This window comes from Streptomyces sp. NPDC034086 (assembly GCF_055575515.1).
Genome location: NZ_JBVISM010000005.1, coordinates 132348 through 159274, shown reverse-complemented (window position 1 = coordinate 159274; position 26927 = coordinate 132348). Strand labels below are relative to the sequence as shown.

Below are 26927 nucleotides of genomic sequence, written 5' to 3'. Positions count from 1 at the left end.
CGTCGGCCGGGGCACGCGCCGACCACGGAGCCACGTACTTCCCGTCCCTGGAGGCACGAGACCGATGACAGCTTTCGGCTACTTCCTGGCCTGCGAGGAATTTCCCCCGGACCGGCTTCTGGAGCAGGCGCGGCGGGCCGCCGACGCCGGCTTCAGCCGGCTGGCGATCTCCGACCACTTCCACCCGTGGAACGACGCCCAGGGCAACAGCCCGTTCGTCTGGTCGGTGATCGGGGCCCTGTCGCAGACCGTGGAGCTGCCGGTGACCACGCTGGTCACCTGCCCCACCGTGCGGCTGCATCCGGCGGTGACGGCCCAGGCCGCGGCGACCTCGAGCCGGCTGCTCGACGGCCGCTTCGCGCTGGGCGTGGGCACCGGCGAGGCCCTCAACGAACACGTCCTCGGCGACCGCTGGCCGGCCTTCGACGAGCGGGCCGAGATGCTGGAGGAAGCCGTCGAGGTGATGCGCGAACTGTTCACCGGCCGTCAGGTCAGCCACCGCGGCCGGCACTACACGGTGGAGAACGCCCGCCTGTACACCGCGCCGGGGGGCCCGCTGCCCATCCACGTCTCGGGCTTCGGGCCGAAGGCGGCGGCCCTGGCCGGACGCATCGGCGACGGGTTCGTCACCATGGGCCCCGACGAGGAGGCCATCAAGCGCTTCCGGGACGCGGGGGGCGAGGGGAAGCCGGTGATCGGCGGCCTCAAGGTGTGCTGGGGCGAGGACCGGGAGAAGGCCGTCGACACCGTGCACCGTCTGTGGCCGACCGAGCAGCTGCCGGGCGAGCTGAACCAGGTCCTGCCCACCCCGGCGCATTTCGAACAGGCGAGTGAACTCGTCACCCGCCGCCAGGTGTCCGACGCCGTCCCCTGCGGCCCCGACGTCGAGGAGCACGTGGAGGCCGTCCGCGCCTACGTGGACGCGGGGTTCGACGAGGTGTACATCGGCCAGATCGGCCCCGACCAGCAGGCCTTCTTCGAGGCCTACCGCGACAAGGTGCTGCCCGCCCTCACCGGATGAGGCGTACCGGATCCGCCGCGGACCGAAGACCGCCGCGACGACGAGACGACTGCGAGAAGACGAGGAGGAACCCCAGATGACCACCGCCCGCGAGATCATGACGGAGGGCGCCGACTGCATCGGCGCCGAGGAGACCATCATCCGGGCAGCGGAGATGATGAAGGAGCTCGGGGTCGGCGCCCTGCCGATCTGCGGCACCGACAACAGGCTGAAGGGAATGCTCACCGACCGCGACATCGTGGTCAAGGTGCTGGCGGAGGGCAAGGACCCCGCCCAGTGCAAGGCCGGCGAGCTGGCACAGGGCGAGGCGGTGACCATCGGGGCCGACGACGACGCGGAGGAGATCCTGCGCACGATGGCCCGGCACAAGGTCCGCCGGCTGCCCGTCATCGACGGCCACGACCTCATCGGGATGGTGGCCCAGGCCGACGTGGCACGCGCCCTGCCCGACCCCAAGGTCGGCGAGCTCCTCGAATCACTGTCCAGCTGACCCCGCCGAGGAGCCGGGACCGAGGAACAGAGCGGAAGAAGGCGAGCACCATGGGCTGGGCCTCGTGGACGACGCGTTCGGTCGTGGCGGGCCGCGGCGGCGTCCGGACACAGGACGGCGGCGTCCTCACCGGTGAAGTGGAGGTGCACACCTCCTGGTCCGACGGGCTGGCCCGGGTGACCGTCCGCCCTCCGGGCGGCCCCACCTGGTGGCCCGTGGCCGGCGGCCCCGTGCCGTGCCCCAACGGGTACGCCAGCCGGCTCCTCCACGACGCCGTCCTCGACTCGGTCCGGGGCGACGGCGTCACGACGCTGTCGGGCCTGCGGCCCAGGACGCGCGCCACGCACGACGCCCTGGCGGCGTGAGTCGCCCGGGCGGGTACCGGCCGGCGCGGCCGGTACCCGCCTGAGCGAAACCTGACAACCCGGGCCCGACGTCAGCGAGCCTCTTACCCCTCCCGCGGGGCACCACGCCAGGATGGTGGCCCCGCGGGGCGCCGCCCGCGCGGGCGAGTCGGGAAGGGGAACGTATTGATCACCACGGACGTCCAGTACCGCGGCACCACCGTCCTGGTCAGCGCCTGCGGCGAACTCGACGAGGGGGCGGACGCGGAACTCCGGCGGGCGCTGGAGTACGCCACCCCCAGCGAGCGGGTCCTCATGATCGATCTGCACGGGGTCCCCTTCATGGACGCCGACGGCCTGCTGCACCTCCTGGACCTGCACCGGCGCGCCGAGCGCCGGGGGCTCCGGGTCCTGGTCGTCGGCTGGCAGATCCAGCCGCGGGAGCTGATGGCCCGGATCGCGGGCCTTCCCGGTCCGGCCTCGGCCACCGCCGACCGGTACGCGACGGCCGGGTTCCGGGAACTGCTCGAGGAACGCGCCGGTGACGCCCGCGCGTACGCGGAGCCCCGTACCGACCGGTTGCCCGCGGGCGGCTGAGCCGCCGCCCCCTCCCCCGTCCCCTCCGGACGAGCCGCGTTCCGGCCGTACGTCACGGGCTGACGGCCGACGGGCGGGGGGACGGCCGACGGGCGGGGGCGGCCGTCCGGTGCCAGGCTGGGGTCGTACCGGCTCCGTGAAAGGCCCACACCCATGATCACGACGACGTACGTCCCCGGCTCGCCCTGCTGGCTCGACCTCGGCACGCCCGACGTCCCGGCCGCCGCCGCCTTCTACGGCGCCGTGTTCGGGTGGCGGTACGAAGCCCTGGGGGGCGCCGAGGGCGGGATGTTCCGCAGGGACGGGAAGATCGTCGCCGGACTCGGCAAGCTCACCGAGCAGGGTGCGCGCCCGGCGTGGATGATCTACTACAGCGTCGAGGACGCGGACGCCACGACCCGGGCGGTGGAGGACGCGGGCGGTACGGTGCGGGTGGCTCCGATGACCCTGGACGACGCGGGCCGGATGGCCCAGTACAGCGACCCCCTGGGCGGGCAGTTCGCCGTCTGGGAGCCGGGGACGGACCAGGGGGTCGAGGTGGTGGACGAGCCGGGCTCGCTGTGCTGGACCGAGCTGTTCACCAGCGACGCCGCGGCCGCCAGGGAGTTCTACGGCCGCGTCCTCGGCTGGCGGTTCAGCGACATGGAGCTGCCCGGCGGCGGGGGCACGTACGCGCTCATCACCCCGGCGGGGCTCCCGGACGAGCGCATGCACGGCGGGCTCATGGAACTGGCCCCGGAGCACCTGGCCCTCACGAACGGGCGGCCGTACTGGCATCCCGTGTTCGCCGTCCCCGACTGTGACGCGGCCGTCGCCGCGGTCACCGGCAACGGCGGCAACACGCAGACGGGCCCGGAGGACGTCGAGGGCATCGGCCGCCTCTCCGTCTGCCTCGACCCCTGGAACGCCGACTTCGTGGTCCTCACCCCGGCCGCCGGCTGAGCCGGACCCATCCGAAAGACCAGGGCGAACCGGCATATATCCGCCTTTCAGCGGGTATCACGCCAGATCCGTACGCATCGATGTCCCGTACCACTGCGGGACGGACCCTGGAGGCCGGATGACCTGGGCATCGTGGACCACGCGCGGCGTCTTCGCCGGGCGGGGCGGGGTGAGAACCGCCGAATCGGTTCTCCTGACCGGTGAACTCGACGTGCACACGACCTGGACCGAGGCCGACCGGCTGGCCCACGTCGCCGTCCAGCACAGCGGCGCCACGGAGTGGCTGACGCTGGCGGGGAGCCCGGCGCCCTGCCCGAGCGAGGAGGCGAGCCGCGCCCTGCACGACGCCGTGCTGCTGGCCGTGCGCACCGGCAACGCGGCGACGCTCCCCCGGTCCGGCGCCGCGGCTCCGGCCGGCTGAGCGGCCGCCCGCCGCCGCTCAGCCGGCCGGGCCTCGGGATCGCTCCCCCGTCCGCGCGCGGGGGGCGCCGCGCCCTTCCGGCGGAGCGCCGTCGGGTCCCGGCCCTCCGGTCAGGCGGGCGAAGGCCCGGGCGTCGGTCACGGCGGCCCCGCCGGGGTCGTTGTTGAAGTACGCGAAGACGTCCGCCTCGGGCGGCCAGGTGTCGGCCACGCGCGCCGCCCAGCCGCGCAGGGCGTCCTTGCCGTAGCGCGGCCAGGGGCGGGCGCGGCCTTCGTGGAAGCGGACGTAGCCCCAGTCGGCCGTGCGCCACAGCGGTGTCACCGGCCGCGACTCCCGGTCCGCCCAGCACAGGGCGGCGCCCCGCGCGGTCAGCACCGACCGTACGGCCGGCGTCCACCACGATGCGTGCCGGGGCTCGACGGCGACCCGGACGCCGGCCGGGAAGCAGGCGAGGCAGAGATCGAGCAGCTCCGGGTCCCCCCGCAGCGTCGGCGGCAGCTGGAGCAGGACGGGGCCGAGCCGGTCCCCGAGGGAGGCGGCGTGCGCCATCAGCCGGTGGACCGGCTCGGCCGGGTCGCGCAGACGCTTGATGTGGGTGAGGAACCGGCTGGCCTTCACGGCCATCAGGAAGCCGGGCGGAGTGCGGTCGCGCCACTGGGCGAAGGTGTCCGGGGACGGCAGGCGGTAGAAGGCGTTGTTGTTCTCCACCGTCCGGAAGTGCGTCGCGTACTCCTCCAGCCACAGCCGTTGCGGCCGGCCGGGGGGATAGAACACACCCGACCAGTCGCGGTACTGCCACCCGGAGGTGCCGACGGTCACGGCCATGCGGTGCGCCTACCCCGGGGCGCGGGGGTGGATGCCGTCAGGGCAGGCCGAGCCACAGAGGGGGCCACGGCTCCTCCGCACCACCGGGGGACGCCTCGGGGCCGGCCTGAGCGAAGACGTGGACGGTGACGGCCGGTCCCGCTTCGCGGACGGGGCGCATCCGGTGGTAGAAGGTCTCGTCGAAGCAGAAGCCCAGGCCCGCCCCGACCTCTTCCGTGCGGGGGGAGTCGCCGAGCCGGGCCCGCTCGTGCGTGAGGGCGCCCCGCGCCACGTACACCGCTCCGCGTACGCGCTCGTGGTCGAGGTAGGCGGCCCCCGGAGGGAGGCACTCCCAGCCCAGGGCCCAGACCCCGAAGGGGCCGGTCCGGAACAGCGGCAGCCAGTTGCCCTCGCCGCCGGGCTCCGAGAGCCTCGGCCGCCAGCGCGGGTAGTCGCGGCCCACGTCGCGGGCGATCTCCAGGAGCTCCTCGGGTTCCATGGGGCTCTCGCCGCGCGACACGGCCGGCTGGATCTCCATGCGTACGCACCGCCTCGCGTGCTCTCGTCCACGGGCGCGCCCCGGACACGCCCGGCGTGGCTGACCGTCGCCTGCCCGGACGGCGGTTTTCCATGCGGGGGGCGACCGGCGGCGGCCGGTGGGCGGGCCGCGGCGGAGCCGTCAGCGGCGCCGGTAGAGGGTGACGCGGTCGCCGTGGCCGAGCCAGCGCACGGTCAGGGGGCAGCCGGCCCCTGCGGTCCAGTGGCGGCGCAGCTCGGCGAAGAAGTCCTCGTCGGCGCACATCCCGCCCGGCCCCTCCCCCACGTAGAGGAACGTGTCCCCGTCGTGGGCGCGCAACGCCTCCGCGGCCATCGGGTCCGCTGGGGGCGGCCATACGAGCATCAGGGTGCGTCCGGGGTGCCGCCGCACCGCGTCGGCCGCCGTGGCCGTCTCGATGTCGGCGTAGCGGAAGCCGTGGGTGAAGGCGTTGGCCTCGACCTCGTGCAGGTCCGTGGCGAGAACGTCCAGGCCGGACCGGGACAACTGCCGTGCCCAGTAGCCGGACCCCGCCCCGACTTCCAGCAGGGGCGCGCCGCCGGTGACGTCGCCGATCCACCGCGCGACGGAGCCGGTGAGCAGCGCCCAGCCGTACAGCCCGGCGAGGTCCTGGCGGCGCAGCATCAGCGGCGCCGCGTCCTCCTCCCGCGGCAGGTGGTCGAGGACCTCGACGACCACCCGGCCCCCGGGCCCCCGCGAGCGCAGGGCGGGGTACCACAGCAGCGGCACCATCTGCGGGTGCTGGTCCGCGTCGGAGACGTCCTGCTCGGGCAGCAGCTCCTCGAGGGCACGGAACGGGTGCCCCCAGCCGGGGAACGTCATCGTCGGCCGCCCGTCCCACATCCGCTGCAGCCGGGTGGAGAGCTCGACCAGCCTCTCCACCACGGGCGGCGGCCCGGCCGGCGGCGCGGCGGGGTGTTCGCTCATGCGGCGCAGTTCAGAGGGCCACGTGCCGGACGACGGCCAGGTCGCCCTCGGCGGGGGCGTCGGCGGGGGCGGAGAGCATCCCCATGTGGGCGACGACGCTGATGCCGTCCTTGCCGTCCTTGCCGTCCTTGCCGTCCGAGGCCGCCGGGCCGGCCGCACCGGCCGTGGCCGCACCGGCGAGGGCCGCGACGGCGGCCGCGACGACGGCGGCGTGACGGGTGGTCTGGTTCATGTGGGGTCCCCCTTGAATGACGTGCGGCGCGCGCCGTCGAGAACTGGTGTACGAGAACCACCCTACCTCCGGGGCCACTTGAGGTGATCACGGCCCGGCCGCCGCCCCGACGGGGTCACGGCCCGGGTGCCGCCCCGACGGGGGTCACGGCCCGGGTGCCGGCACGCGGGCCGGCGGACGGGCCGTTCCGCGCGGCGCTGCGCCGCACGGCGCAGTGTCCCGGTGGGAGAGGTTTGAGAATCGCTTGGTCGGCGTAGAAGCGCAATCGACCGCAATTCAACGCGACGAGGCAAAGAAGGCACCATGGGAATCATCGCTTGGATCCTCATCGGACTCCTGGCGGGCATCATCGCCAAAATGCTGATGCCCGGGAAGGACCCGGGAGGAATCATCGTCACCATTCTGATCGGCATCGCGGGAGCACTGCTCGGCGGGTGGCTCGGCAAGGTGATTTTCGGCGTCGACTCCGTCGACGGATTCTTCGAGCTTTCCACCTGGATCGCCGCCATCGTCGGCTCCCTCATCCTGCTGGCGGTCTTCCGCCTGTTCAGCCGCTCCTCACGATGACCGGGACCCCGGCCGGACGGTTCGCGCCGTCCGGCCGGCGCGCTCCCGGGACGGCGGGCGGCCAGGCCCGCCGAAAGCCGTTCCGGGACACGCGGGTTGCGTTTGCCGGCGGCCGCGGAGGGCGGGAGACTGGGGATACGGCGTGCCGTGGCGCGGGACCGCGCCCGGCCGGTGCCGGCGCTCCCCCCGTGCCGCCGCATCCGCACCCGCGGGTGCGCCCCTGCGGCCTGCCGCACCAGGTCCTCTCACCCAGGAGGTGGGCCATGAGCGGGAACCGCCCGGTCAACTGCATCATCCCGCCGTACATCCTCGAGAAGCTCATGGAGAGCGGGGACAGCGAGGTGCGCCAGGCCGCCCTGGACACCCTGCTGACCACCGCCCGGCTGCGGGGGGAACGAGCCGTCCGGTCGGCCTTCGCCGGCGCCGCGGCCGCCTCCCCCGGAAACGCCCGGCGCACCGTCTTCGACTGCGAGCAGAGTGAATTCCTCCCCGATGCCGTACTGGCCCGGTCGGAGGACGGGCCGGAATCCCCGGACGAGGCCGTCAACCAGGCTTTCGAAGGGCTCGGGCTGACCCGCGACTTCTACCGGGAGGTTTTCCAGCGCAATTCGATCGACGACCGGGGAATGCGCCTGAACGGGTTCATCCACTACGGCGAAAAGATCAACAACGCGTTCTGGGACGGCCAGGAGATGCTCTTCGGCGACGGGGACGGGGTCGAGTTCGGCATCCTCACCGGTTCCCTCGACGTGGTCGGCCACGAGTTGTCGCACGGAGTCACCGAGCACACCTCCGGATTCGAATACCACAACCAGTCCGGCGCCCTGAACGAGTCGATGTCCGACGTCTTCGGCTCGCTCGTCAAGCAGTGGTCGCTCAAGCAGACCGCCGAAGAGGCCGACTGGCTGATCGGGGCCGACATATGGACCCCGGGGATCAAGGGCGACGCCCTGCGGTCGATGAAGGCGCCGGGGACGGCGTACAACGACCCGCTGGTCGGCAAGGACCCGCAGCCCGACCGCATGAGCAGGTTCGTCCACCTGCCCGACACTCCGCGAACGGACAACGGCGGGGTGCACTTCAACTCGGGCATCCCGAACAAGGCGTTCTTCGTGACGGCCGTGGACATCGGCGGGTTCGCCTGGGAGGCCTCGGGGAGGATCTGGTACGAGGCGCTCAAGGCGTCCGGCTCCCGGGACACGTTCCAGGACTTCGCGGACACCACCTTCCAGAAGGCCGGGCAGCTGTTCGGTGTCGGCAGCCCCGAGCAGACGGCCGTGCTGGCGGGGTGGCAGGAGGTCGAGATCCAGATCACGGGCGTCCCGGCCGGGCTCGCCCGGGCGCGGGTCTTCTCCGTCAACGGGCACGGCGGCACCGGCCGGGAGGCCGATCTGGCGGCCCTGGCCCGGCAGGTCGGCGCACTGAGCGACAAGGTCACCGTCCTGGCCCGCGAAGTGGCCGCGCTGAAGGGCACCCGGTGAGCTCCGGGAAGCCCGGGCCGGGGGGCCGCGCGCGATGAGGGTGAGCCTGGTGTCGTACGGGGGTCTCGCGGCGGCGGCCGAGCTCCGGCGCCCGCCCCGGGTGCTGGACACGGACGCGCTGCCCCCGGACGACGCGGCCGAGCTGCGCCGGCTGGTGGCGGCGGCCGCGGCGACGCCCCCGCCCGAGGACACGGGCCGCGCCAGGGACGCGATGGGCCACTGCGTCACCCTGGAGGACGACGGCCGCTCGACGGTCCTCGAACAGTCCGACACCGCCATGTCCCCCGCGTTCGCGGCCCTGCTCGTCTGGCTCCGCAAGCACCTCGCGCAGCGGTGAGCGCCCGCGGTCCGGCACTACCCCGCGCCGCCCCCTTCGAAGGTCCGGAGCAGGTCCGCCGCCACGCCGACCGCGATCACGGCGGGCTCCTTGCCGGTGATGCAGGGCATGCCGATCGGGGTCCTGATCCGGTCGATCGCGGCCTCGTCGTGGCCCCCCTCGGTGGCCAGGCGCTGCCGGAACCGCGCCCACTTGGAGGCCGAGCCGATCAGCCCGATCGAGCCCAGGCCGGCGGTGCGCAGGGCGGCGTCGCACAGTGCGGCGTCCTCGGCGTGGTCATGGGTCATGATCAGGACGTGCGTGCCGGGCGCCAGCTCCGCCAGCACCTCCTCGGGCAGCAGCGGGGTGTGGTGGACGTGGATCCGCGCCACCGCGTCCGCGAGTACGGCGAGCCGCTCCTCGGCGAGCTGGCCGGGACGGCTGTCGATCAGGTGCAGGTCGAGGTCGTGGCGGGCCAGGATGCGGGCCAGCTCCATCCCGACGTGCCCGACGCCGAAGACGGCCACCGCCGGGACCACCGGCAGCGGTTCCAGCAGTACGCTCACGGCCCCGCCGCAGCACTGGACGCCGTGGCGGCCGGTGACCTTGTCGTTGAGGGCGAAGTCCATCAGCTCCGGCTCCGGGTCCGGCGTACCGATCACCTCCCGGGCCCGGTCGATCGCGACGGCCTCGATGTTGCCGCCGCCGATCGAACCCCAGGTCTCGGTCCGTCCCACCACGAGTTTGGCACCGGCCCGGCGGGGCGCGTGGCCGCGCACGGCCGCGACGGTCACGAGCGCGCCGGGCTCCCGGCGCGCCCGCAACCGCGCGACCGCGGCCACCCAGGTCATGTCAGACATTGCTCAATGCGCTCGTGTCGGCGGGGACCCCGCTGCCGGCGGGCGCGCCGGCGCCGCGGACCGCTTCGATCGCCCAGTACACCGCCTCCGGCGTCGCCGGGGAGGCGAGTTCCACACTGGTGCCGGCCGCCCCGAAGGCCGCGACGGCCTGTCGCAGCGCCTCCCGGACCGAGAAGGCCAGCATCAGCGGGGGCTCGCCCACCGCCTTCGACCCGTAGACGGCGCCCTGCTCGGTGGCGTTCGGCAGCAGCGTGACGTTGAACTCCTCGGGCATCTCGGAGAAGCTCGGCAGTTTGTAGGTGCTCGCGGCCTGGGTCAGCAGCCGGCCGCGGCCCGGCCCCTCCCCGGTGTCCCAGCGCATGTCCTCGAGCGTCAGCCAGCCCGCGCCCTGCACGAAACCGCCTTCGACCTGACCGATGTCGATCAGCGGGGACAGGCTGTCGCCGACGTCGTGCACGATGTCCACCCGCCGGATGTGGTACGCGCCCGTGAAGCCGTCCACCTCCACCTCGGCCGCGGCGGCGCCGTGCGAGAAGTACTTGAACGGCGATCCCTTGAAGGACTTGAGGTCCCAGTGCAGGCCCTCCGTACGGTAGAAGCCGGCAGCCGACAGCTGGACGCGCTGGAAGTAGGCGGTGCGCACCAGGTCGTCCCAGGCCAGTTCCCCGTCACTGCCGAGGACGCGTGCCACGCCGTCGGCGATGCGCACGTCCGAGGCGTTCGCGCCGAGCCGGGTGGCGGCCACCCGCAGCAGCCGCTCGCGCAGTTGCTCGCAGGCGTTCTTCACCGCCGCCCCGTTGAGGTCCGCGCCGGCGCTGGCGGCCGTGGCGGAGGTGTTGGGCACCTTGTCGGTGCGCGTCGGGGCCAGCCGTACCTTGTGCGTCGGGATGCCCAGGGCGGTCGCGGCCACCTGGATCATCTTGGTGTGCAGGCCCTGGCCCATCTCGGTGCCGCCGTGGTTGATCAGGACCGAACCGTCCTTGTAGATCAGCACGAGCGCGCCGCCCTGGTTGAAGGCGGTGAGGTTGAACGAGATGCCGAACTTGACGCCGGTGAGGGCGAGGGCCCGCTTGGTGTGCGGGTGCGCGGCGTTGAAGGCCGCGATCTCCCTCTGGCGATCGGCGAGGCGGCCGTTCTCCTTGACCTGCTGCCAGACGGCGGAGATCCGTTCGGGCTGGACGACTTCCTGCCCGTACGGGGTGAACTGGCCCGGGCGGTAGAAGTTCCGCTCCCGCAGCTCGGTCGGATCGAGGCCGAGCAGCGGCGCGCACCGGCCCATGATGTCCTCGATGACCAGCATGCCCTGCGGTCCGCCGAAGCCCCGGAAGGCGGTGTTGGAGACCTTGTTCGTCTTGGCGATGCGGCCGGTGACGCGGGCGTTGGGGATCCAGTAGGTGTTGTCGATGTGGCACAGCGCGCGGGCCACCACCGGCTCGGACAGGTCCAGGCTCCAGCCGCCGTCCGCCGTCAGGGCGGCGTCCAGGGCCTGGATGCGGCCCTCGGCGTCGAAGCCGATCTTCCACGCGGCGTGGAACCCGTGCCGCTTGCCGGACATGGTCAGGTCCTGGGTGCGGTTGAGGCGCAGCCGCACCGGGCGGCCGGTGAGCAGGGCGCCGAGAGCGGCGACGGCCGCGAATCCGTGCGGCTGCATCTCCTTGCCGCCGAAGCCGCCGCCCATGCGCAGGCACTGCACGGTCACTTCGTGGCTGTGCAGGCCGAGTACGTGCGCGACGATCTCCTGCGTCTCCGAGGGGTGCTGGGTGCTGCTCTGGACGAACACCTGCCCGGCCTCGTCGACGTGGGCCAGGGCGGCGTGCGTCTCGAGGTAGAAGTGCTCCTGCTCGGAGAACCGGAACTCGCCGGTGAACACGTGTGCGGAGTCGGCGAAGCCGGCGTCGACGTCGCCGGTCCGCATCTCGGGCCGGGCGCCGTGGAAGCTGCCGGCCTCGATGGCCTCCTCCAGGGTGACCAGGGAGGGCAGTTCGTCGAGTTCCACCTCCACGGCCGCCGCCCCGAGCCGGGCCGCCTCCAGGGTCTCGCCGAGCACCCAGGCGACCGCGTGGCCGTGGAACATGACCTCGTCGGGGAAGACCGGTTCGTCGTGCTTCATCCCGGCGTCGTTGACACCGGGCACGTCGGCGCCGGTCAGTACCCGGACCACACCGGGCACGGTGAGCGCCGGCCCGGTGCGCAGCGCGGTGATCCGGCCGCGGGCCTTCATGACCTGGACCGGGTGGGCGTGCAGTACGTCCTTGGTGCGGTGGACCAGGTCGTCGGTGTAGAGCGCGGCGCCGGTGACGTGCAGGGCCGCGCTCTCGTGCGCCACGGGGACGCCGACGGCGGGACGTGCGGGGCGTTCGGACAGATGGCTCATGACGACACCGCCTCGGGGATCTGTGCGTACAGCTTCAGCAGGCTCTGGCCGAGCATCGCGGAGCGGTATCCGGCGCTCGCCCGGTGATCGTCCATGGGGGTGCCCTGGGCCCGCAGCACCTCGGCCGCGGCCTCGACGGTCCCGGCCGTCCACGGCTCGCCCTCCAGCGCCGCCTCGGCGGCGAGGGCGCGGATCGGGGTGGCGGCCACGCCGCCGAGGCCGATGCGCGCCTTGCGGACGATCCCGTCCTCGATGTCGAGGGCGAAGGCGACCGCCACGCTGGAGATGTCGTCGAAGCGCCGCTTGGCGATCTTGTGGAAGGCCGTGACCGGGGAGAGCGGCAGCGGTACGCGCACCGCGCGGATCAGTTCACCGGGGCGGCGTACGCTCTGCCGGTAGCCGGTGAAGTAGTCGCGGAGGGGGACTTCGCGCTCCCCGTCGACGTCGGCGAGCACCACCGACGCCTCCAGCGCGAGCAGCACCGGCGGGCTGTCGCCGATGGGCGAGCCGGTGCCGAGGTTGCCGCCGAGGGTGGCGCTGTTGCGGATCAGCCGGGACGCGAACTGCGGGAACAGGTCCGCCAGCAGGGGGACGCTGTCGCCGAGGCGGCGTTCGATCTCGGTGAGCGTCTGTGCCGCACCGATCAGCAGGGAGTCGGAGGTGACCTCCAGTTCCCTCAGTTCGGGGAGCCGGTCCACGGCGACGACGCACGGTGCCCGGCGGGCCCGGATGTTCACCTCCACGCCCCAGTCGGTGCTTCCCGCGACGACCACCGCGTCGGGCCGCTCGCGCAGCAGCCGCAGCGCCTCGGCGAGGGTGCCCGGCCGCAGGAACGCGCTTCCCTCACGGGTGTACGCGGTGGCGGCGGGTCCGGGCGGGGACTGCGCGCGGCGCCGTGCCAGGGGGTCGTCGTCGGTGGGCGCGCCGACGGCGTACGCGGCGTCCCGGATCGGGCGGTATCCGGTGCAGCGGCACAGGTTTCCGCTCAGCGCGTGCAGGTCGAAGCCGTTCGGGCCGTGCTCGGGGTCGCCGCCGTCGGCGGGTTCCGCGTGCGCGTGGCGGTCGGGCCGGTAGTACTCGGCGGCCATGCTGCACACGAACCCCGGGGTGCAGTAACCGCATTGGGAGCCTCCGCGGACCGCCATCTCCTCCTGTACCGGGTGCAGGGTGGGCGGCGTGCCGGGCGAGCCCGGGGTGGCGAGGCCTTCGGAGGTGACGACCTCCTGTCCGTCGAGCGCCGCGACCGGAACGAGGCAGGCGTTGACCGCCACCCAGTCGGTGGGCTCGTCCAGCCCGGGGCGGGCCACCAGGACGGAGCAGGCACCGCATTCGCCTTCGGCGCAGCCCTCCTTGGTGCCGGTGAGGCCGCGCTCGCGCAGGAAGTCCAGCACCGAGGTGTGGGGCGGAGCGGGCTCGATGGGTGTGTCTTTCCCGTTGACCGTGATCCGCGCCGCTACCACGGCACGTCCTCGTTCCGGTGCGCGGTGGATCTGATCGTCCTAGTCGCCATTTCAGGAGCCTTCTGTTCGGTGGCGCGGCCGGGGGAACCCGGAGGGCGCGCATCGGCACGCGACGGCGTGCCTCAGGCGGTGACAGAGAATCGAAAAAGGAGCCGGGGCCGCAATCGGGCACGCCGGAGGAGGGGCCGTTCAGCAGCCGTGTGCGACGCGGCCCGGGGCCCAGGCGACCTGGTGAGCGAGGCGGAGCAGTGCGGAGATGGTCGACATCCGACTTCGCCCCCTTCCGTCAACTCACGAGCCGGTCCGCCAGAAGCTACGTGGCGGCGGGTCCATCGGTCAAGCCACCGCGCACCGGCCGCGAGCAGCCCCTTCCCGGGGTTCCGGGCCGGCCGTGGATCAGCTGCGCGGGGGGCCGGGATCCTCGTCCAGCCGGGCGGTCCAGCCGTAGGGGAGCTCCTCGCCGTCGACGGTGACGGCCTCCACGGCCCGGCTCTCGGGGTCGATCTCGGCCTGCACCCCCTCCCCCGCGTAGCGCGGGTAACCGGAGACGCCGATGGCGCCGGTGGCTTCGACCCGGGCGGTGCGCAGGACCGCGTCGTGGCCCTCGGCGTCCGGGGCGTCGGACGGGCCGGGGCTCAGGACGACGGTGTACCGGCCGGGGGCGGGGTGGGCGGCGGGAGTCATGGGCTCAGGCTAGTGACCGGGGGCGCCGCCCGCGCAGAGGCGCGGCTGGGGAAGTGCCGCCGGGTCCGGCCGGCGCGCTCCCGGGCCGTACGGGCGCGTAGCCCGCCGGTGCGCGGGGGTGCGGGAACCCGCGCGAACGGGTGTCCTGCGTCCCGGGGAGGGCGGTGAGCGGTGCGCGGAGCTGCCGGCGAACGGCCTGGGCGGAAAAACTTTTCCACCAGGCGTCTATCGAAGGGCCGTTCGCTGGGAATGCTGCGTGTGATCTCCCGCCCCGGTCCGGCGCCCGTCCCGGCGTCCCGGCCGGGCGGCCTTCCGTTCTGCGCTCTCGGGAGGTAACACGCCATGCAGTCAGCCCCCACGCCGCCGGCCCCCGGCCGCCGCGACGTCCTCGCCGGTCTCGGCCTGGCCGCCGCCGCCCCGCTCGTCCTCGGCACCACCCCCCGCCCCGCCCCGTACGAACCGCCCGCCCGTCCGGCCGTCCCCGGCGGCCGGACGGTCCTGGTCCGCGGGGCGTCCCTCGTGCTCACCATGGACCCCGCCCTCGGCAGCGGCCCGCTCGGCGCCGTCGAGAACACCGACCTCCTGGTGCTCGACGGCGCCGTCGCCGCCATCGGCACGGCACTGCGTACGCCGCCCGGCGCCCGGGTGGTGGACGCCTCGGGCAAGCTGGTCATGCCCGGCTTCGTCGACACCCACAACCACCTGTGGCAGGCGGTGATCCGGGGTGGCTGCACCGACCGGGACCTGTTCGGCTGGTTCCGGGGCTGCACCGATCCCCAGCGCGGCCGCCTGACGCCCGCGGACGTCCACAGCATCGTGCGGCTCGCCGCCCTCGACGCCGTCCAGTCGGGCGTGACGACGCTGGTGGACTGGGTGGACATCTTCGCATACGACCTCATCGAGAGCTACGTACGGGCCCTGGCCGGCACCGGACTGCGGTTCACGTACGCCATGTTCCCGCCGGCGCCCGACGCCGCGCTGGTCAGGAAGGTGAAGAGGGAACTCGTCGACCCGGCGCCCCTCGGCTCCTTCCAGGTCGCCACCCACGCGGCGCGGGCCGTCGAGTCCCACAACCGCGCCCACTGGGAGGCCGCCCAGGACCTCGGGGTCATGCTCAACTCCCATGTCCTGGAACGCCCCGAGCAGCGGGCCGACGACCCGATCGGGGTGCTCTCCGACATGGGCGCGCTGGGACCTCGGCTCCTGGTCAACCACGCGGTCCACCTGACGGACGCGGAGATCGCCGCCGTCGCGGAGCACGACGTACGGGTGGCCCACTGCCCGCTCAGCAACATGCGGCTGGCCTCCGGCATCATGCGGCTGTCCGACCTCGGCCAACGGGGCGTCAAGGTCGGGCTCGGTCTGGACGGGGGGACCAACGACACCTCGGACTTCCACGCGCTGATGAAGACGGCCGTCGGCCTGCAGCGCGCCCGTACGACCCGGGCCGGGGTCTTCCCCCAGGTGCACGACGTCCTGCGGATGGCCACGCTGGGGGGCGCCGAGGTGCTCGGCATCTCCGACCGGGTGGGGTCGCTGACCCCCGGCAAGCGGGCCGACCTCGTGGTCGTCGACCCGGCGGCGCTGAACTTCGCCCCGCGCTTCGACTGGATCGGCCAGATCGTCTTCAACGGGCGGCCCGAGAACGTCGACTCCGTGTTCGTGGACGGGCGGGCGCTGAAGCTCGGCGGCCGGCTGGTCGGCGTCGACTCGGACCGCGTCGTACGGGAGGCCGAGGCGGCCGCCACCCGCCTGCGCGCGGCGGCGTAGGGCGGGCGCGCAGGGCGGGCGCGGCGCCGGCGCGGGGACCCGCCCCGCCCGCGGGCGGTCGGGGCGTCCCCGCGGTCACGGCGGCGTCCCGCACCGCCGCCCGACGGCCCCTCGGACGGGGGGAGACGGGGAGGGGAGACCGGGGGCGGCGCCGGTCGCGCACCCGAAGGAAGCAGTGCCTCCGCAACCCTTGACGCACCTTCAGGCACCCTCACATACTGGCGGCCAAATCGATTTGGCCGCTTGATCCGACGCTGCCCGTCAGGCGGATCGCGGCCGAAGCCGGAGCGAGCCGAACGGAGCTCGAACGTGTCCAGTCCCCGCACTCTCCCCCATCCCGTGGACCAGTCCCGCCCCCTGAGCCGGATCCTCCTGTTCGGCGTCCAGCACGTCCTCGTCATGGCGGCGACACCCGTCTCGGCGATCTTCCTGATGAGCGCGACCCTGCGCCTCGATCCCGGACTCACCGTGAACCTGCTCTCGGCGGCCTTCGTGCTCTCCGGCGTGGGTTCGCTGATCCAGTCGCTGGGCCCGTGGAAGTTCGGCCCCCGGCTGCCGTTCGTCATGCTGCCCGGCGGGGCCCCGCTGATCCTCTTCCTGGCCATAGCCGAACAGCACGGCGTGCGCACCGCCACCGGAGCGGTCATCATCAGCGCGGTCTTCTACTTCGTCGTCCTGCCGGTCTTCTCCCGCCTGCTGAAGTTCTTCCCGACCCTCGTCATCGGCACGATGATCGTCATCGTCGGGGTCAACCTGGTGAAGGTCGGCGCGCTGCTCGTCACCGGACGCCCCGGACAGCCCGGTTTCGCCGACCCCGCCGACCTGGCCCTCGGCCTGGCCACCATCGGCTTCACCGTCGCCGTCTACTGGGTGTTCAGCGGCATCCTGCGGCAGCTCGCCGTGATGCTGGGCCTGATCGCCGGCACGGTGCTGGCGTTCGCGCTCGGACGGATCGACTTCGGCGGCGTCACCGAGGGCGGGATCCTGGGCGCCCCGCAGCTGATGCCGTTCGGCACGCCCGAGTTCCACCTCGTCGCCGCACTGCCCCTGATGCTGTACGGCCTGGCCTCCATGGCGGAGGCCACCGGGCAGACCGTCATCAACGCCGAGGCCGTCGGCAAGGAGATCGACAAGCGCACCCACGTCCCGCGGACCATCCGCGGCGACGCCCTCGTGTCCCTGATGGCCGGCTTCCTCGGGCTGCCACTGATGGTGACCAGCGGGGAGAACATCGGCATCGTCCGGGTCACGGGTGTGCGCAGCCGGTTCGTCACCGCGGCCGCCGGCGCGGTGCTCATCGCCATCGGCTTCCTCACCCCGGTCATCCGCGCGATCAGCGTGATCCCGTCCGCCGTCGTCGGGGGCACCGCCATGGTGGTCTTCGCCGTCATCACGGTGCTCGGGGTCCAGATGCTGGGCCGGGCCCAACTGGACCGGCATTCGCACGCGTTCGTCTGCGCGGTCGCCCTCGCCCTGGGGCTGCTGCCGATCCTCGTCCCCGGGGTCTACGCGGGGCTGCCGTCCGGGGCGCGGATCCTGCTCGAAAGCGGCGTCGCCGTCGGCGCGTTCACCGCCGCCGTACTCAACGTCCTCTTCCACCACGTCCGGCCCCGGCCGGCCCTCGGCCGCGCCGCGCGGCCGGGCCCCACCCCCGTCGAGGCGGGCGGCGCCCGCCCCCTGCCCCACGCATGACCCCGTACGCGAAGGACGAGATGAGCCATCCGATGCGACACGACACCCCCGCCAACGGTCCGGCCCCGGACGGCCCGCTGGGCCCCCACCACCTGGACGGCGACGTACGGTTGCTCGCCCCCGCCGTCGTCCTCACCCCCGAGGGCCCGATGGAGCGGTACGCGGCCGTCGTCTCCGGCGGCACCTTCCTGGCCGTCGGACCGGCCGGCCGGCTTGAGCGCGACCATCCCCGTCTGACGCCGGTCCGGCTGCCCGGACACGTCCTGATGCCGGGGTTCGTGGACGCGCACCACCACCTGACGCAGAGCTTCGGTTCGGCGCTGGCCTTCGGCGAGCCCTCCGAGATCTTCAGCCGTGTGTGGGTCCCCCTGGAGGGCGCCCTGGACGAGGAATCGGCGTACGTCTCCGCCAAGCTGGCGGCGCTCGAATCGCTGCGGGGCGGCTTCACCACCGTCGCGGACGCCGGTACCCGGGCCCCCGTGGACCTCGACGTCGTGGCGGCGGCCACCCGCGACGCGGGCATCCGCTGCGTACTCGGGCTGGTCTGCAACGACGCCGACGGCGGCGTCCTCGCGGACGGCGCCGCTCCGCTGGCCGCCGCCGGGAAGCACCTCGCGCGCTACACCGGCGGCGCGGACCTGGTCCACCCGTCGCTGGCGGTCTCCGTCCCGGACGCCGCCACGCCCGAGACCCTGCGGGACACCGCCCGGCTCGCCGCCGAGGCCGGCGCCGTCGTCCAGATCCACGTCAACGAGCACCTCGTCGCGGTGGAACGGTCCCTGGTCCGGCACGGCCTGCGCCCGCTGGAGTACCTGCGGGAAGCCGGCGCGCTGGGGCCGCAGTTGCTGGCCGCGCACGCCACGCTGGTCACCCCGGCCGAGCTGACCCTGCTGGCCGACTCGGGCGCCGCGGTGAGCTACAACCCCGTCGCCAGCGCCTGGAAGGGCAACGCCGTGGCACCGGCGTCCACCATGGCCGAGCGCGGGATCCGCTTCGGCCTGGGCACGGACGGCACCCGGGGCGACGCGCTCCGCCTGGTGGAGGCGGCCGAGTTCGCCCAGCGCCTCGCCTACGGCCTGGCCACCGGGGACTCGTCCTGCGGCGCGGGCTGGTCCTGGCTGGAACGCGGCGGCGCGGGCGGCGCCGACGCCGTCGGTCTGGGCGCGGTCACGGGCCGGATCGCCGCCGGGGCGGCCGCCGACTTCCTGCTCGTCGACGTGAGCGGCCCGGAGATGCGGGCGTCCTGGGACCTGCCCTGGGAGCTGGTCCGGCGCGGCAACCGGGACCAGATCACCGCCGTGTTCGTGGCCGGCCGGCTGCGCATGTGGCGGGGCCGGGCCGTGGACTGGGACGACTCGGCGCTCGTCGAGCGGGCGGCCGAGCTGGCCGCGGAGGTGGTCGGGCGGGCCGGGGTGACGCGCGTACACCCCACGTCCTCGCAGGCCAGGGCCAGGAGCGCCGTACGGTGACCGGCACGACGGTGGCGGTCCTCGCCCTGGTCGTGGTGGCGGCCGCGTTCGTCCAGGGCACCAGCGGCCTCGGGTTCGCGCTGCTCGTCGCGCCGGTCGCCGGGCTCCTCGCACCTTCCCTGGTCCCGGTGTTCGTCCTCGCGTCGATGATCCCGCTGAACGTCTACGTGGCCTGGCGCGAGCGGCGGTCGCTGGACCTGCGGGGCGCGGGCTGGATCACGGCGGCCCGGCTCGCGGCGACCCCCGGCGGCCTGGTGCTGCTCTGGGCGGTACCGGAGCAGCGGCTCGGGGTCGTCGTCGGCGCGGCGACCGTGCTGGCGGCGGCGGTGAGCCTCGCCGCTCCTGCCTTCGTGCCCGGCCGGGCCGCCTACCTGGGGGCCGGGCTCGTCACGGGGCTCACCGAGACCGCGACCGGGGTGGGCGGTCCGCCGCTGGCCCTGGTCTACCAGCACCGCCCGCCGGCGGAACTGCGGTCCACGGTCGCCCTGTGCTTCCTGGTCGGCGAGGTCGTCTCGCTCGCCCTGCTCCTCGCGACCGGCCAGGGCACCCCGGCGCAACTGGGCTGGGCCGTCCTGCTGTTGCCGGCCCTGGCGGCCGGGGCGTGGCTGAGCCGGCTGGCGCACCACCGCGTCGACGCCGCGCGGATGCGCCCCCTGGTGCTGGCCTTCGCGCTGGTCTCCGGCGTGGTGCTCATCCTCGCGCCGTGAGGCGCAGCGACGAGGCCCGCGCGATGACGCGGGGCTCGGGCAGCGGCCCCGCCGGGGACGGTCCCGCCTGGGCGTCCGCGCCGCGCAGGCGCGACAGGAGCAGTTCCACGGCGTCGGTGGCCGCCCGGTCCAGGTGGAGGTCGACCGCCGTGAGCGGGGGTTCACAGGTGCGCGCCCGGGGCCCGTCGTAGCGGGTGACCACCATCACGTCCTCGGGCACCCGCCGGCCGCTGTCCCGGATCGCGCGGACGGCGCCCACCGCGAAGACGTCCACGAGCGCGCAGACCGCGTCGGTCTCGGGGTGCTCGGCCAGCAGCGCCGCGCAGCGGTCGTAGCCGGCCTGCTCTCCGCCCTCCTCGGCCGCGGTGGCGACCAGGACGGGCCACCCCCCGGCGGCGGCCGCGCCCTCGTAGGCGGCGCGGGCGTCGACGGAGGAGTGGCGGGTGCCCGCGCCGATGAGCAGCGCCGGCCGGCGGGCGCCCTGCTCGCGCAGGTGTTCCAGCAGCAGTTCGGTGACCCGGCCGGCGCGCAGGTCGACGTACGGGGCGTCGGCGGGCGAGGACACCTCGCGGCCGAGCGCCACGTACGGCAGGCCCCGCTCGCGCAGTTGCGCCACGGCCGGGTCGTCCTCGCCGGGCTCGACCACGATGGCGCCGTCGATGTCGAGGGAGTGCAGCGCCGCTCCGGACCGGACGGGCGGTACCAGCACCAGGGCGTAGCCGTGCGTCATGGCGCGTTCGGCCGCCGCGGCGGCGATCTCCATGTAGAAGCCGAGCCTGGAGGCGCCGGCGGCCACCGCGAAGGGCATCGAGGAGGCGAGCGCGATGGCCTTGGCCTGCCCCTGACGCAGGCGCTGTGCGCGGAGGTTGGGCCGGTAGCCGAGTTCGGCGGCGGTCCGCTTGATGCGTTCACGGGTCCGCGGGTCGACCTTGCCCAGCCCGTTGAGGGCGTGGGAGACGGTCGTCGGCGACACGGACGCGGCCCGTGCGACGTCCGCGATCGTCGGGTTCCGCCTGCGGGCACCGCCGGCGGGGCCGGCGGCGGAACCGAAACTGGGCATCGGCGGACGCTCCTCACTGACGCGGTCGGGACGTCGCCATCTTCGCCGACCGGCCCCCCGTCCTCCAGCCCCGCCCCCCGGTGACGCGGACGCCTACGGCCGCCCGCCCGGACCGGTACCGCGTGTGATCAGTGACTCATCCGCTTGGTCGGACCGCTCGCGGCGCTGTAGCGTCACGCCGACATCTGCACACAGCGACGACGGCGAGACGGAAGCCCGGTGTGAATCCGGCACGGTCGCGCCACTGTGTGCCGCGACGGCGCCCCTTGCGGGGTGACGGCGCGGCGAGTCAGACCCGAGGGCCGTCGTCCGCACCACCACACGGGACGCGTCGTTCCCGAGGAGGTTCCCCCATGGCCGAGGCTTTCGCTTCCGCTGCCGTTCCCGCTTCCGCTCCCGCCGTCACGCCGGCGCCGCTGCCCGTACGGGCGGTCCTGCCCTGGGCGGCCTTCGTCGGCCTGCTGATGCTCGTGGCCCTGTACTTCGTCGGCGCGGAGCAGGGCGCCACCGCCGTGTTCTCCGGCGAGGGCGTCCACGAGTGGGTGCACGACGGCCGTCATCTGCTCGGCTTCCCCTGCCACTGAGGGGCCGCACGCACATGTACGCCTCCACTGTCAGAGGTCTGCTCGTCCGCGGCATGCTCGCGGGCCTGATCGCCGGCCTGTTCGCCTTCGCCGTCGCCTACGCGGTCGGTGAGCCCCCGGTACGCGGCTCGATCGCCGTCGAGGAGGCCGCGGCGGCCCGGGACGCCGCCGGCCACCCCGGTCACGGCGGCGGCGCCCCCGCCGCCGGGGAGGAGGAGGAACTCGTCAGCCGGCCCGTGCAGTCCACCGTCGGCCTCGCCACCGGCGTGCTGGTCTACGGCGTCGCGCTGGGCGGCATCGCCTCCCTCGCGTTCGCCTTCGCGCTGGGCCGGGCCGGTCGGTTCGGCCCCCGGGCGACCGCCGCCCTCACGGCCGCGGCCGCCTTCACCACCGTCTACCTGGTGCCGTTCCTCAAGTACCCGGCCACGCCGCCGGCCGTCGGCAACCCGGACACCATCGGCCGGCGCACCACGCTGTTCTTCCTGATGATCCTGCTCAGCGTCCTGCTCGGCGTGGGCGCGATCGTCCTGGGGCGGCGGCTGGCACCGCGCCTGGGCAACTGGAACGCGACGCTGGCCGCCGGGACCGGCTTCGTCGTCGCCACCGGTCTGGCCTTCCTGGTGCTCCCGGACAACGGCGACGCCGTCAAGCCGGAGTTCCCCGCCGCGCTGCTGTGGGAGTTCCGGGTCGCGTCGGTGTCCGTCCAGCTCGTGCTGTGGGCCGTGTTCGGGGTCGTCTTCGGAGTCCTCGCCCAGCGGCTGCCGGCCCTCCGCGCCGATGACGCCGGTACGGAGGCGGCGGCCCCCCGGCCGGCGTCCGCCCCGGCCTGATCCGGCGCACCGCACCGCCCCAGGAGCCCTGCTCCCCCGGAGTCCGGGGGAGCAGGGCTCCTGCCGTCAGGGGCGGCGCAGGCGGGGGGCCAGGACCGCCATCGCCGTCATCAGCGCCGGCAGCACCAGCATCGCCCACCGCAGGCTCGTCGCCTCCGCCAGGGCGCCGATGACCGGAGGTCCCGCGAGGAAACCGACGTAGCCCACCGCCGAGACGGCGGCGATGGAGGACCCGGCGCGCTCCGGCCGCAGGCCCGCCGCGTGGGCGAAGACGAGGGGGATCACCGCGGCCATGCCCAGGCCCAGCAGGGTGTAGCCGAGGAAACCGGCCGTCGTCGTCGCACTGACGATCGGGACGAGGGCCCCCGCGCCCGCCACCACGGCGCAGACGAGCGTGAAGCGGACCGTTCCGAGGCGGGCGCGCAGCCGGTCGGCGGTGAGACGGCCGATGACCATCCCGGCCGAGAAGACGGCGTACCCCAGGCCCGCCGCGCCGGGTGAGGCGCCGGTCTCCTCCTTCAGGTACACCGCCCCCCAGTCGTTGACCACCCCCTCCCCCATCAGCGCGCAGAACGCGACCAGGCCGGGGATCCACAGGCCCGGCCCGGGCAGGGCCAGCAGGGGGCCCGCCGGGGAACCCCCGTCGGCCGGCGGTGGTTCGGGGGCCAGGGCGGTGGCCGCCGCCCCCGCCACCACCAGCAGGACGAGGGCCGTCACCGTGAAGTGCGCCCGGATGCCGATGCCGGCGGAGGCCGCCAGGCCGCCCGCCGTGGCGCCGGTGATGCCGCCGAGGCTGAACATGGCGTGGAAGCCGCCCAGGACGGGGCGGCCGTAGGCGCGTTCGACGAGGACGCCCTGCGTGTTCATCGCGACGTCGACGGCCGTGTTGCCGCAGGCGAACACGGCCAGGGCGGCCGTCAGTACCGCGAGGCCGGGGACGAGGGGCAGGCTCGCCAGGGCACCCAGGTAGGCGGCCATCCCGACGCACAGCACCTTGCGGCTCCCGAACCTGGCCACCAGGCCGCCGACCAGCGGAAGCCCGGCGAAGGCCCCGCCGCTCAGGCCGACGAGGGCCACGGCCAGTTCCCCGGCGGACAGGTCCAGCCGGCCCTGGACGGCCGGCACCCGGGCCGCCCAGGTGGCGAAGGCGGCTCCGGTGACGAAGAACACCGCGCAGACGGCCAGCCGCATCGTCCGCGGCCGCCGGCTCCCGTCACGGCCGGGGCCGCTGCCACGGCCCCGGCCCCGGCCCCGTTCCCGGGCGGAGCGCACCGCACGTCCGCCCGCGGTCTCGGACTCGTCGTGCATCTGCGTCCGTCCCCTTGTCCTTCGTGCCCGGGCCGTGCCGGGCCGGTCCCCGCGCCCCGCCGGGAGGACCGGCCTTCCGCCTGTCATCGCGCCGGGTCGGCCGTCCGCCGGGTCAGGGCGATCAACGCCTCCCGTTCCTCGACAAGGACCTTGTACAGGACTTCGGCGTAGCGGCGCATCGTCGTCACGTCGTTGGGCGGGCCGAACGAGCTGAAGCTCTGCCCCAGCACCAGGCGGCGCAGGCAGACCTCCTCGCTCACCGGGTACTGCGCCGGGTCGTAGTGGTGCCCGGGGCGGGCGTGTCCGCAGCTCCAGGGACAGCCGCGGCCGTACCCGCGCAGCTCCTGGAAGAGGGTCTGCCCGGGCACCGGCTGCGGCTGCCAGCGCATGATGTGCAGGCCTTCGGCGTTGACCGCCCGGGCGAGCGCGTCACGGAAGGCGGCGACGGGCAGGCCGTCGAGTCCGAGTTCCTCGGGCACGACGAGCAGCGGGTAGAAGAAGTAGACGTGCGTGCGGTCCTCGGGCACGGCCGGCGTGCGGATGCCCGGGACGCCGGCGAGGGCCCGGGTGAGCGCGGCGCCGTTGGCCTGCCGGACGAGGGACATCTCGGCCAGGCGGGTCAGCTGGGAGCGGGCGAACGCGGCGGCGAGGACGTCGATGCGGTAGTTCCAGCCCATGATGCGGGCGTTGTAGTCGCGGCTCTGGCCCGGCAGTTCCTCGCCGAACATCAGCACCCGCCGGGCCAGCCGGTGCTGTTCCTCGTCGCGGGTCGCGAACAGACCGCCCTCGCCGAGGGCGGAGAGGGTCTTCGACCCGTTGAGGCTGGCCCCGCTCAGTGTGCCGAGGGATCCCACCGGGCGGCCCCGGTAGCGGGCGCCATGGGCCTGGGAGGCGTCCTCGATGAGGACGAGGCCGTGCCGGTCCGCGATCGTCCGCAGGGCGTCGTAGTCGGCGGGCAGCCCGTTGAGGTCCACGGCGACGATGGCGCGGGTGCGGTCGGTGATCCGTTCCTCGATCCGGGCCGGGTCGATGTTGAACGTCGCGAGGTCGGTGTCCACGAACACCGGGATCGCGTTGGCCTGGAGTACGCAGGAGGCCGAGGCCAGGAAGGTGTCGGCCGGTACCAGCACCTCGTCGCCCGGCTCCACGCCCGCGGCGGCGATCGCCATGTGCAGGGCGGCCGTACCGGAGTTGGCCGCCAGGACGTACGGCATGCCGGTGAACTCGGCCCAGGCGGCCTCCAGATCGCTCACCGTGCGCATGGGCCAGTGCCAGGGCGTCGCCTGGTCCAGGGCGTCGAGCACGGCCTTGCGGTCGGCGTCGGTGACGTGCGGCCACGGAGCCGCCCCGTCCCCGGAGAGCAGCGGGGTCCCCCCGTCGACGGCTAGCACGTCCTGGCCTCCTCACCGGCCCCGACGGCGGCGGTCAGCGTCACCCTCCGGCGGGCCGGGGGCTCTCGCCGGAACACCGCCCGGGCGGAGGGGATCTCGGGGAAGGGCCCGAGCAGGTCGGCCAGACCGGTCAGCCCCTCGGCCAGGGTGACGCGCGGGACGAAGCCCAGCCCTCGCAGCCGGGTGACGTCGGCGAGGAGGGTGAAGCTGTCCGCGAGGCTGGAGGTGTCGGCGTCCAGCAGCGCGGGGCGGCCGGTGGCCGTCCCCACCGCCCCGGCCAGCTCGCGCATCGAGACGGCGGTGCCGGTGCCCAGGTTGTAGGTCTCGCCGTCGGTGCCCCGGGCGGCCAGGGTCATCATGGCCCGGCACAGGTCCTCGACGTGGATGAAGTCGCGGCGTTTGCGGTCGATGTCGCCGACCACCGGGATGGGCTGTTCGTTGAGGTGCCAGCGCAGGAACTGCGAGACCTCCCCGCCCGCCCGGCGCGGGTCCTCGCCGGGACCGTAGACGACGAAGGACCGGCCGATGACGACGGGCAGCCCGGCGGTCGCGTGCAGGCTGCGCAGCGTCAGTTCGCCGGAGAGCTTCGACGCACCGTACGGCAGGAAGGGCTGGGTGGGGTGGTCCTCGCGGATCGGGCTGTGCCGGGGGGTGCCGTAGACGATGGCGGAGGAGAGGTAGACGAGGCGGCGCACGCCCAGCTCCAGGCAGGCGTTGCCGACGTTGCAGGTCCCGAGGGCGTTCAGATGGAAGTCATGACGGGGATGGGCCACCGATTCGGTGCCGCTGGCGTTGCCGGCCAGATGGAAGACGGCGTCGGCGTTCTGCAGCGCCAATAAGGTCTCACCGTAATCGCGCAGGTCGGCGCGGACGTAGGAGACGCCGGGCAGGGCCGCGAGCTCGGGGGGAAGGGGGGCGTGGTCGACGACGGTGACCTTCTGCGAGAGAAGGCTGAGGGCCGTGACGAGGTGCCGGCCGACGAAACCGGCGCCGCCGGTGACGGCTGCGTTCTCGTAAGGGGTTTCGGGCAGGTCGGGGCCGTGGTGCACGATCACTCCATTCCGGATGCGGGGCGGGGGGAGAAGCAGGCACGGGCGGACACTGACCGGTGGTCACCCGGGGCGCACACGCCTGCCGCCGCGCCCCTGGCGGGTGCGCTCGAAACGGGGGTGCTGTTCAACCCTGGTCCGGACTCGCGGTGCCGCTCACGCACCTGATCGGTTACGGCTCGACCAGTTCACCACGCCTCCTCCCCGTCGGCGCAAGGGGTCCCGGGGAGAGTGGCCGAGACTGCCTCCCGGCCCGTCGCGCGGCGGTCGGCGGAGCGGAGCTGCGGCTGCGCCCCGGGGATCGTGCGGCGGCGCGGGCGCCCGCCCGAACCGGAAGGGCGGCGGGCGGCCGCGTCCGGCGGGGCCGTGATGGCCGGTTCGGCGGGCTTGACCCGTGCTCCAGGGCAGGATCTTTCCGCCCGGACACCACGGGGCTGGACGAGTCGGACGCCACGAGGACCCCGGGCCGGGAGTCGCGGGGCCGGGGCCGGGGCGACCAGACCCCGTACCGGTTCCCGGGGTCGACCGGGTGAACTCCCGGAGGAACCGCGTTTACCGAACACGGATGCGGCTACACGCGCTGTATGACGGCATCAGAGAAGTCCGACAACACCAAGTCGACCGGCAACGGTTCCCGTTCGTCCTCCAACGGCACCACCACGCGCCGCCGGGCCACCCAGGCCGCCCGATCAGCGAGCGGCTCGGGAACGGAAGCGAAGGAGTCCGTGGCGGGCACCCTGACGTCCTTGCCCGCGCCCCTGGCGGAGAGGACCCACGCGGCCGCCCAGGCGGTACGCGGCACCCTCGGCAACGCCGGACGGGCGTGGACGGCGATCAGGAACCGCAAGGCCATCGCCGCCGCGGCGGCAGGAGGCACGGCGGCCGTGATCACCAGTACGTACGCGATGGGGCTCCGGGCCGGACTGCGCCGGCGCGGGCCGCTCTCCCGGCTCACCGGTGGCCGCATCTGAGTCCGGCCGCCGACGCCCGG

Annotated in this window: 28 protein-coding genes; 16 read left to right on the top strand and 12 right to left on the bottom strand. The window is 74.2% G+C overall.

Annotated elements, in window-relative coordinates; genetic code table 11:
• Window positions 1–64: 64 nt before the first annotated feature.
• The 6 genes from ACZ514_RS15335 (at window position 65) to ACZ514_RS15310 (ending at window position 3815) form a co-directional block, all read left to right on the top strand.
• Entirely contained in the window at window positions 65–1021 is a 957-nt protein-coding gene (locus ACZ514_RS15335) for a TIGR03557 family F420-dependent LLM class oxidoreductase (protein ID WP_468168340.1), read from the top strand.
• Window positions 1022–1097: 76 nt separating this feature from the next.
• Window positions 1098–1511 (top strand): CBS domain-containing protein, encoded by a 414-nt coding sequence (locus ACZ514_RS15330; protein WP_468168337.1) that lies wholly within the window; start codon window positions 1098–1100, stop codon window positions 1509–1511.
• A gap of 50 nt (window positions 1512–1561) precedes the next feature.
• Window positions 1562–1876, top strand: a complete 315-nt coding sequence (locus ACZ514_RS15325; protein WP_468168334.1) for a hypothetical protein — start codon at window positions 1562–1564, stop codon at window positions 1874–1876.
• 165 nt (window positions 1877–2041) lie between these two features.
• Window positions 2042–2452 (top strand): STAS domain-containing protein, encoded by a 411-nt coding sequence (locus tag ACZ514_RS15320; RefSeq protein WP_468168331.1) that lies wholly within the window; start codon window positions 2042–2044, stop codon window positions 2450–2452.
• Window positions 2453–2605: 153 nt separating this feature from the next.
• A complete protein-coding gene (locus ACZ514_RS15315; protein WP_468696824.1) occupies window positions 2606–3394 on the top strand; it encodes a VOC family protein in 789 nt (262 codons plus the stop codon).
• Window positions 3395–3512: 118 nt separating this feature from the next.
• Window positions 3513–3815, top strand: coding sequence for a hypothetical protein (locus ACZ514_RS15310; RefSeq protein WP_468168325.1), 303 nt, complete (start codon window positions 3513–3515; stop codon window positions 3813–3815).
• Window positions 3816–3833: 18 nt separating this feature from the next.
• Here the strand turns inward: ACZ514_RS15310 and ACZ514_RS15305 are convergent, their stop codons facing one another.
• The 4 genes from ACZ514_RS15305 to ACZ514_RS15290 form a co-directional block, all read right to left on the bottom strand.
• A complete protein-coding gene (locus ACZ514_RS15305) occupies window positions 3834–4640 on the bottom strand; it encodes a DUF72 domain-containing protein (RefSeq protein WP_468168323.1) in 807 nt (268 codons plus the stop codon).
• A gap of 37 nt (window positions 4641–4677) precedes the next feature.
• Window positions 4678–5157 carry a cupin domain-containing protein gene (locus ACZ514_RS15300; RefSeq protein ID WP_468696818.1) on the bottom strand — a complete coding sequence of 160 codons (480 nt, stop codon included), beginning with the start codon at window positions 5155–5157 and terminating at the stop codon, window positions 4678–4680.
• A 141-nt stretch (window positions 5158–5298) separates the two neighbouring features.
• Window positions 5299–6102, bottom strand: a complete 804-nt coding sequence (locus ACZ514_RS15295; protein WP_468168319.1) for a hypothetical protein — start codon at window positions 6100–6102, stop codon at window positions 5299–5301.
• 10 nt (window positions 6103–6112) lie between these two features.
• Window positions 6113–6334, bottom strand: a complete 222-nt coding sequence (locus tag ACZ514_RS15290) for a hypothetical protein (protein WP_469124912.1) — start codon at window positions 6332–6334, stop codon at window positions 6113–6115.
• Window positions 6335–6637: 303 nt separating this feature from the next.
• Here ACZ514_RS15290 and ACZ514_RS15285 point away from each other — a divergent pair, with 303 nt between their 5' ends.
• The 3 genes from ACZ514_RS15285 to ACZ514_RS15275 all read left to right on the top strand — a co-directional run bounded on the left by ACZ514_RS15285 (window position 6638) and on the right by ACZ514_RS15275 (window position 8719).
• Complete coding sequence (locus ACZ514_RS15285; protein WP_468168314.1) at window positions 6638–6901, top strand: GlsB/YeaQ/YmgE family stress response membrane protein; 264 nt, start codon at window positions 6638–6640, stop codon at window positions 6899–6901.
• Window positions 6902–7164: 263 nt separating this feature from the next.
• Window positions 7165–8382, top strand: coding sequence for a M4 family metallopeptidase (locus ACZ514_RS15280; protein WP_469124911.1), 1218 nt, complete (start codon window positions 7165–7167; stop codon window positions 8380–8382).
• 49 nt (window positions 8383–8431) lie between these two features.
• On the top strand, window positions 8432–8719 hold the full coding sequence (locus ACZ514_RS15275; RefSeq protein WP_468696812.1) for a protealysin inhibitor emfourin: 288 nt from the start codon (window positions 8432–8434) through the stop codon (window positions 8717–8719).
• A 17-nt stretch (window positions 8720–8736) separates the two neighbouring features.
• Here the strand turns inward: ACZ514_RS15275 and xdhC are convergent, their stop codons facing one another.
• The 4 genes from xdhC to ACZ514_RS15255 all read right to left on the bottom strand — a co-directional run bounded on the left by xdhC (window position 8737) and on the right by ACZ514_RS15255 (window position 14076).
• Window positions 8737–9549 (bottom strand): xanthine dehydrogenase accessory protein XdhC, encoded by an 813-nt coding sequence (xdhC, locus tag ACZ514_RS15270; RefSeq protein ID WP_469125019.1) that lies wholly within the window; start codon window positions 9547–9549, stop codon window positions 8737–8739.
• 1 nt (window position 9550) lies between these two features.
• Window positions 9551–11932 carry a xanthine dehydrogenase molybdopterin binding subunit gene (xdhB, locus tag ACZ514_RS15265; protein ID WP_469124910.1) on the bottom strand — a complete coding sequence of 794 codons (2382 nt, stop codon included), beginning with the start codon at window positions 11930–11932 and terminating at the stop codon, window positions 9551–9553.
• On the bottom strand, window positions 11929–13392 hold the full coding sequence (locus ACZ514_RS15260; RefSeq protein WP_469124909.1) for a xanthine dehydrogenase small subunit: 1464 nt from the start codon (window positions 13390–13392) through the stop codon (window positions 11929–11931). The genes xdhB and ACZ514_RS15260 overlap by 4 nt, the downstream gene beginning before the upstream one ends.
• 396 nt (window positions 13393–13788) lie before the next feature.
• Window positions 13789–14076 (bottom strand): hypothetical protein, encoded by a 288-nt coding sequence (locus tag ACZ514_RS15255; RefSeq protein WP_468168299.1) that lies wholly within the window; start codon window positions 14074–14076, stop codon window positions 13789–13791.
• 342 nt (window positions 14077–14418) lie between these two features.
• Between ACZ514_RS15255 and ACZ514_RS15250 the strand changes: the two genes are divergently transcribed.
• The 4 genes from ACZ514_RS15250 to ACZ514_RS15235 all read left to right on the top strand — a co-directional run bounded on the left by ACZ514_RS15250 (window position 14419) and on the right by ACZ514_RS15235 (window position 19714).
• The gene (locus ACZ514_RS15250) at window positions 14419–15846 is read left to right on the top strand and encodes an amidohydrolase family protein (protein ID WP_469124908.1); all 1428 of its coding nucleotides are present in this window, start codon (window positions 14419–14421) and stop codon (window positions 15844–15846) included.
• A 339-nt stretch (window positions 15847–16185) separates the two neighbouring features.
• Window positions 16186–17538 carry a uracil-xanthine permease family protein gene (locus tag ACZ514_RS15245; protein WP_469124907.1) on the top strand — a complete coding sequence of 451 codons (1353 nt, stop codon included), beginning with the start codon at window positions 16186–16188 and terminating at the stop codon, window positions 17536–17538.
• A gap of 32 nt (window positions 17539–17570) precedes the next feature.
• A complete protein-coding gene (locus tag ACZ514_RS15240; protein ID WP_469124906.1) occupies window positions 17571–19007 on the top strand; it encodes an amidohydrolase family protein in 1437 nt (478 codons plus the stop codon).
• Window positions 19004–19714 carry a sulfite exporter TauE/SafE family protein gene (locus ACZ514_RS15235; protein ID WP_468696798.1) on the top strand — a complete coding sequence of 237 codons (711 nt, stop codon included), beginning with the start codon at window positions 19004–19006 and terminating at the stop codon, window positions 19712–19714. Before ACZ514_RS15240 ends, ACZ514_RS15235 begins: the two co-directional genes overlap by 4 nt.
• Here ACZ514_RS15235 and ACZ514_RS15230 read toward each other — a convergent pair.
• Window positions 19698–20774: a LacI family DNA-binding transcriptional regulator gene (locus ACZ514_RS15230; RefSeq protein ID WP_469124905.1), complete on the bottom strand. Its 1077-nt coding sequence runs from the start codon at window positions 20772–20774 to the stop codon at window positions 19698–19700. The two genes, ACZ514_RS15235 and ACZ514_RS15230, sit on opposite strands and share 17 nt — an antisense overlap.
• Window positions 20775–21127: 353 nt before the next feature.
• Between ACZ514_RS15230 and ACZ514_RS15225 the strand changes: the two genes are divergently transcribed.
• Both ACZ514_RS15225 and ACZ514_RS15220 read left to right on the top strand, forming a co-directional pair.
• Window positions 21128–21358 carry a CbtB domain-containing protein gene (locus ACZ514_RS15225; RefSeq protein WP_469124904.1) on the top strand — a complete coding sequence of 77 codons (231 nt, stop codon included), beginning with the start codon at window positions 21128–21130 and terminating at the stop codon, window positions 21356–21358.
• A gap of 14 nt (window positions 21359–21372) precedes the next feature.
• Window positions 21373–22188 (top strand): CbtA family protein, encoded by an 816-nt coding sequence (locus ACZ514_RS15220; RefSeq protein WP_469124903.1) that lies wholly within the window; start codon window positions 21373–21375, stop codon window positions 22186–22188.
• A 66-nt stretch (window positions 22189–22254) separates the two neighbouring features.
• Here the strand turns inward: ACZ514_RS15220 and ACZ514_RS15215 are convergent, their stop codons facing one another.
• The 3 genes from ACZ514_RS15215 to ACZ514_RS15205 form a co-directional block, all read right to left on the bottom strand.
• Window positions 22255–23496 carry an MFS transporter gene (locus ACZ514_RS15215; protein WP_469124902.1) on the bottom strand — a complete coding sequence of 414 codons (1242 nt, stop codon included), beginning with the start codon at window positions 23494–23496 and terminating at the stop codon, window positions 22255–22257.
• A gap of 83 nt (window positions 23497–23579) precedes the next feature.
• Complete coding sequence (locus tag ACZ514_RS15210; protein ID WP_469124901.1) at window positions 23580–24887, bottom strand: DegT/DnrJ/EryC1/StrS family aminotransferase; 1308 nt, start codon at window positions 24885–24887, stop codon at window positions 23580–23582.
• Window positions 24881–25936 (bottom strand): NAD-dependent epimerase/dehydratase family protein, encoded by a 1056-nt coding sequence (locus ACZ514_RS15205; protein ID WP_468168269.1) that lies wholly within the window; start codon window positions 25934–25936, stop codon window positions 24881–24883. Before ACZ514_RS15205 ends, ACZ514_RS15210 begins: the two co-directional genes overlap by 7 nt.
• A 584-nt stretch (window positions 25937–26520) precedes the next feature.
• Between ACZ514_RS15205 and ACZ514_RS15200 the strand changes: the two genes are divergently transcribed.
• Window positions 26521–26907, top strand: a complete 387-nt coding sequence (locus ACZ514_RS15200) for a hypothetical protein (RefSeq protein WP_468696787.1) — start codon at window positions 26521–26523, stop codon at window positions 26905–26907.
• Window positions 26908–26927: the final 20 nt, after the last annotated feature.

Excerpts from the sequence above, each read along its gene's own strand:
- ACZ514_RS15200 (WP_468696787.1), top strand. The coding sequence starts at position 26,521 with ATGACGGCATCAGAGAAGTCCGACAACACCAAGTCGACCGGCAACGGT.
- ACZ514_RS15305 (WP_468168323.1), bottom strand. The coding sequence starts at position 4,640 with ATGGCCGTGACCGTCGGCACCTCCGGGTGGCAGTACCGCGACTGGTCG.
- ACZ514_RS15295 (WP_468168319.1), bottom strand. The coding sequence starts at position 6,102 with ATGAGCGAACACCCCGCCGCGCCGCCGGCCGGGCCGCCGCCCGTGGTG.
- ACZ514_RS15315 (WP_468696824.1), top strand. The coding sequence starts at position 2,606 with ATGATCACGACGACGTACGTCCCCGGCTCGCCCTGCTGGCTCGACCTC.
- ACZ514_RS15285 (WP_468168314.1), top strand. The coding sequence starts at position 6,638 with ATGGGAATCATCGCTTGGATCCTCATCGGACTCCTGGCGGGCATCATC.
- ACZ514_RS15225 (WP_469124904.1), top strand. The coding sequence starts at position 21,128 with ATGGCCGAGGCTTTCGCTTCCGCTGCCGTTCCCGCTTCCGCTCCCGCC.
- ACZ514_RS15280 (WP_469124911.1), top strand. The coding sequence starts at position 7,165 with ATGAGCGGGAACCGCCCGGTCAACTGCATCATCCCGCCGTACATCCTC.
- ACZ514_RS15215 (WP_469124902.1), bottom strand. The coding sequence starts at position 23,496 with ATGCACGACGAGTCCGAGACCGCGGGCGGACGTGCGGTGCGCTCCGCC.
- ACZ514_RS15255 (WP_468168299.1), bottom strand. The coding sequence starts at position 14,076 with ATGACTCCCGCCGCCCACCCCGCCCCCGGCCGGTACACCGTCGTCCTG.
- ACZ514_RS15335 (WP_468168340.1), top strand. The coding sequence starts at position 65 with ATGACAGCTTTCGGCTACTTCCTGGCCTGCGAGGAATTTCCCCCGGAC.
- ACZ514_RS15250 (WP_469124908.1), top strand. The coding sequence starts at position 14,419 with ATGCAGTCAGCCCCCACGCCGCCGGCCCCCGGCCGCCGCGACGTCCTC.
- ACZ514_RS15230 (WP_469124905.1), bottom strand. The coding sequence starts at position 20,774 with ATGCCCAGTTTCGGTTCCGCCGCCGGCCCCGCCGGCGGTGCCCGCAGG.
- ACZ514_RS15220 (WP_469124903.1), top strand. The coding sequence starts at position 21,373 with ATGTACGCCTCCACTGTCAGAGGTCTGCTCGTCCGCGGCATGCTCGCG.
- ACZ514_RS15290 (WP_469124912.1), bottom strand. The coding sequence starts at position 6,334 with ATGAACCAGACCACCCGTCACGCCGCCGTCGTCGCGGCCGCCGTCGCG.
- ACZ514_RS15240 (WP_469124906.1), top strand. The coding sequence starts at position 17,571 with ATGCGACACGACACCCCCGCCAACGGTCCGGCCCCGGACGGCCCGCTG.
- ACZ514_RS15330 (WP_468168337.1), top strand. The coding sequence starts at position 1,098 with ATGACCACCGCCCGCGAGATCATGACGGAGGGCGCCGACTGCATCGGC.
- ACZ514_RS15310 (WP_468168325.1), top strand. The coding sequence starts at position 3,513 with ATGACCTGGGCATCGTGGACCACGCGCGGCGTCTTCGCCGGGCGGGGC.
- ACZ514_RS15300 (WP_468696818.1), bottom strand. The coding sequence starts at position 5,157 with ATGGAGATCCAGCCGGCCGTGTCGCGCGGCGAGAGCCCCATGGAACCC.
- xdhC (WP_469125019.1), bottom strand. The coding sequence starts at position 9,549 with ATGACCTGGGTGGCCGCGGTCGCGCGGTTGCGGGCGCGCCGGGAGCCC.
- ACZ514_RS15325 (WP_468168334.1), top strand. The coding sequence starts at position 1,562 with ATGGGCTGGGCCTCGTGGACGACGCGTTCGGTCGTGGCGGGCCGCGGC.
- xdhB (WP_469124910.1), bottom strand. The coding sequence starts at position 11,932 with ATGAGCCATCTGTCCGAACGCCCCGCACGTCCCGCCGTCGGCGTCCCC.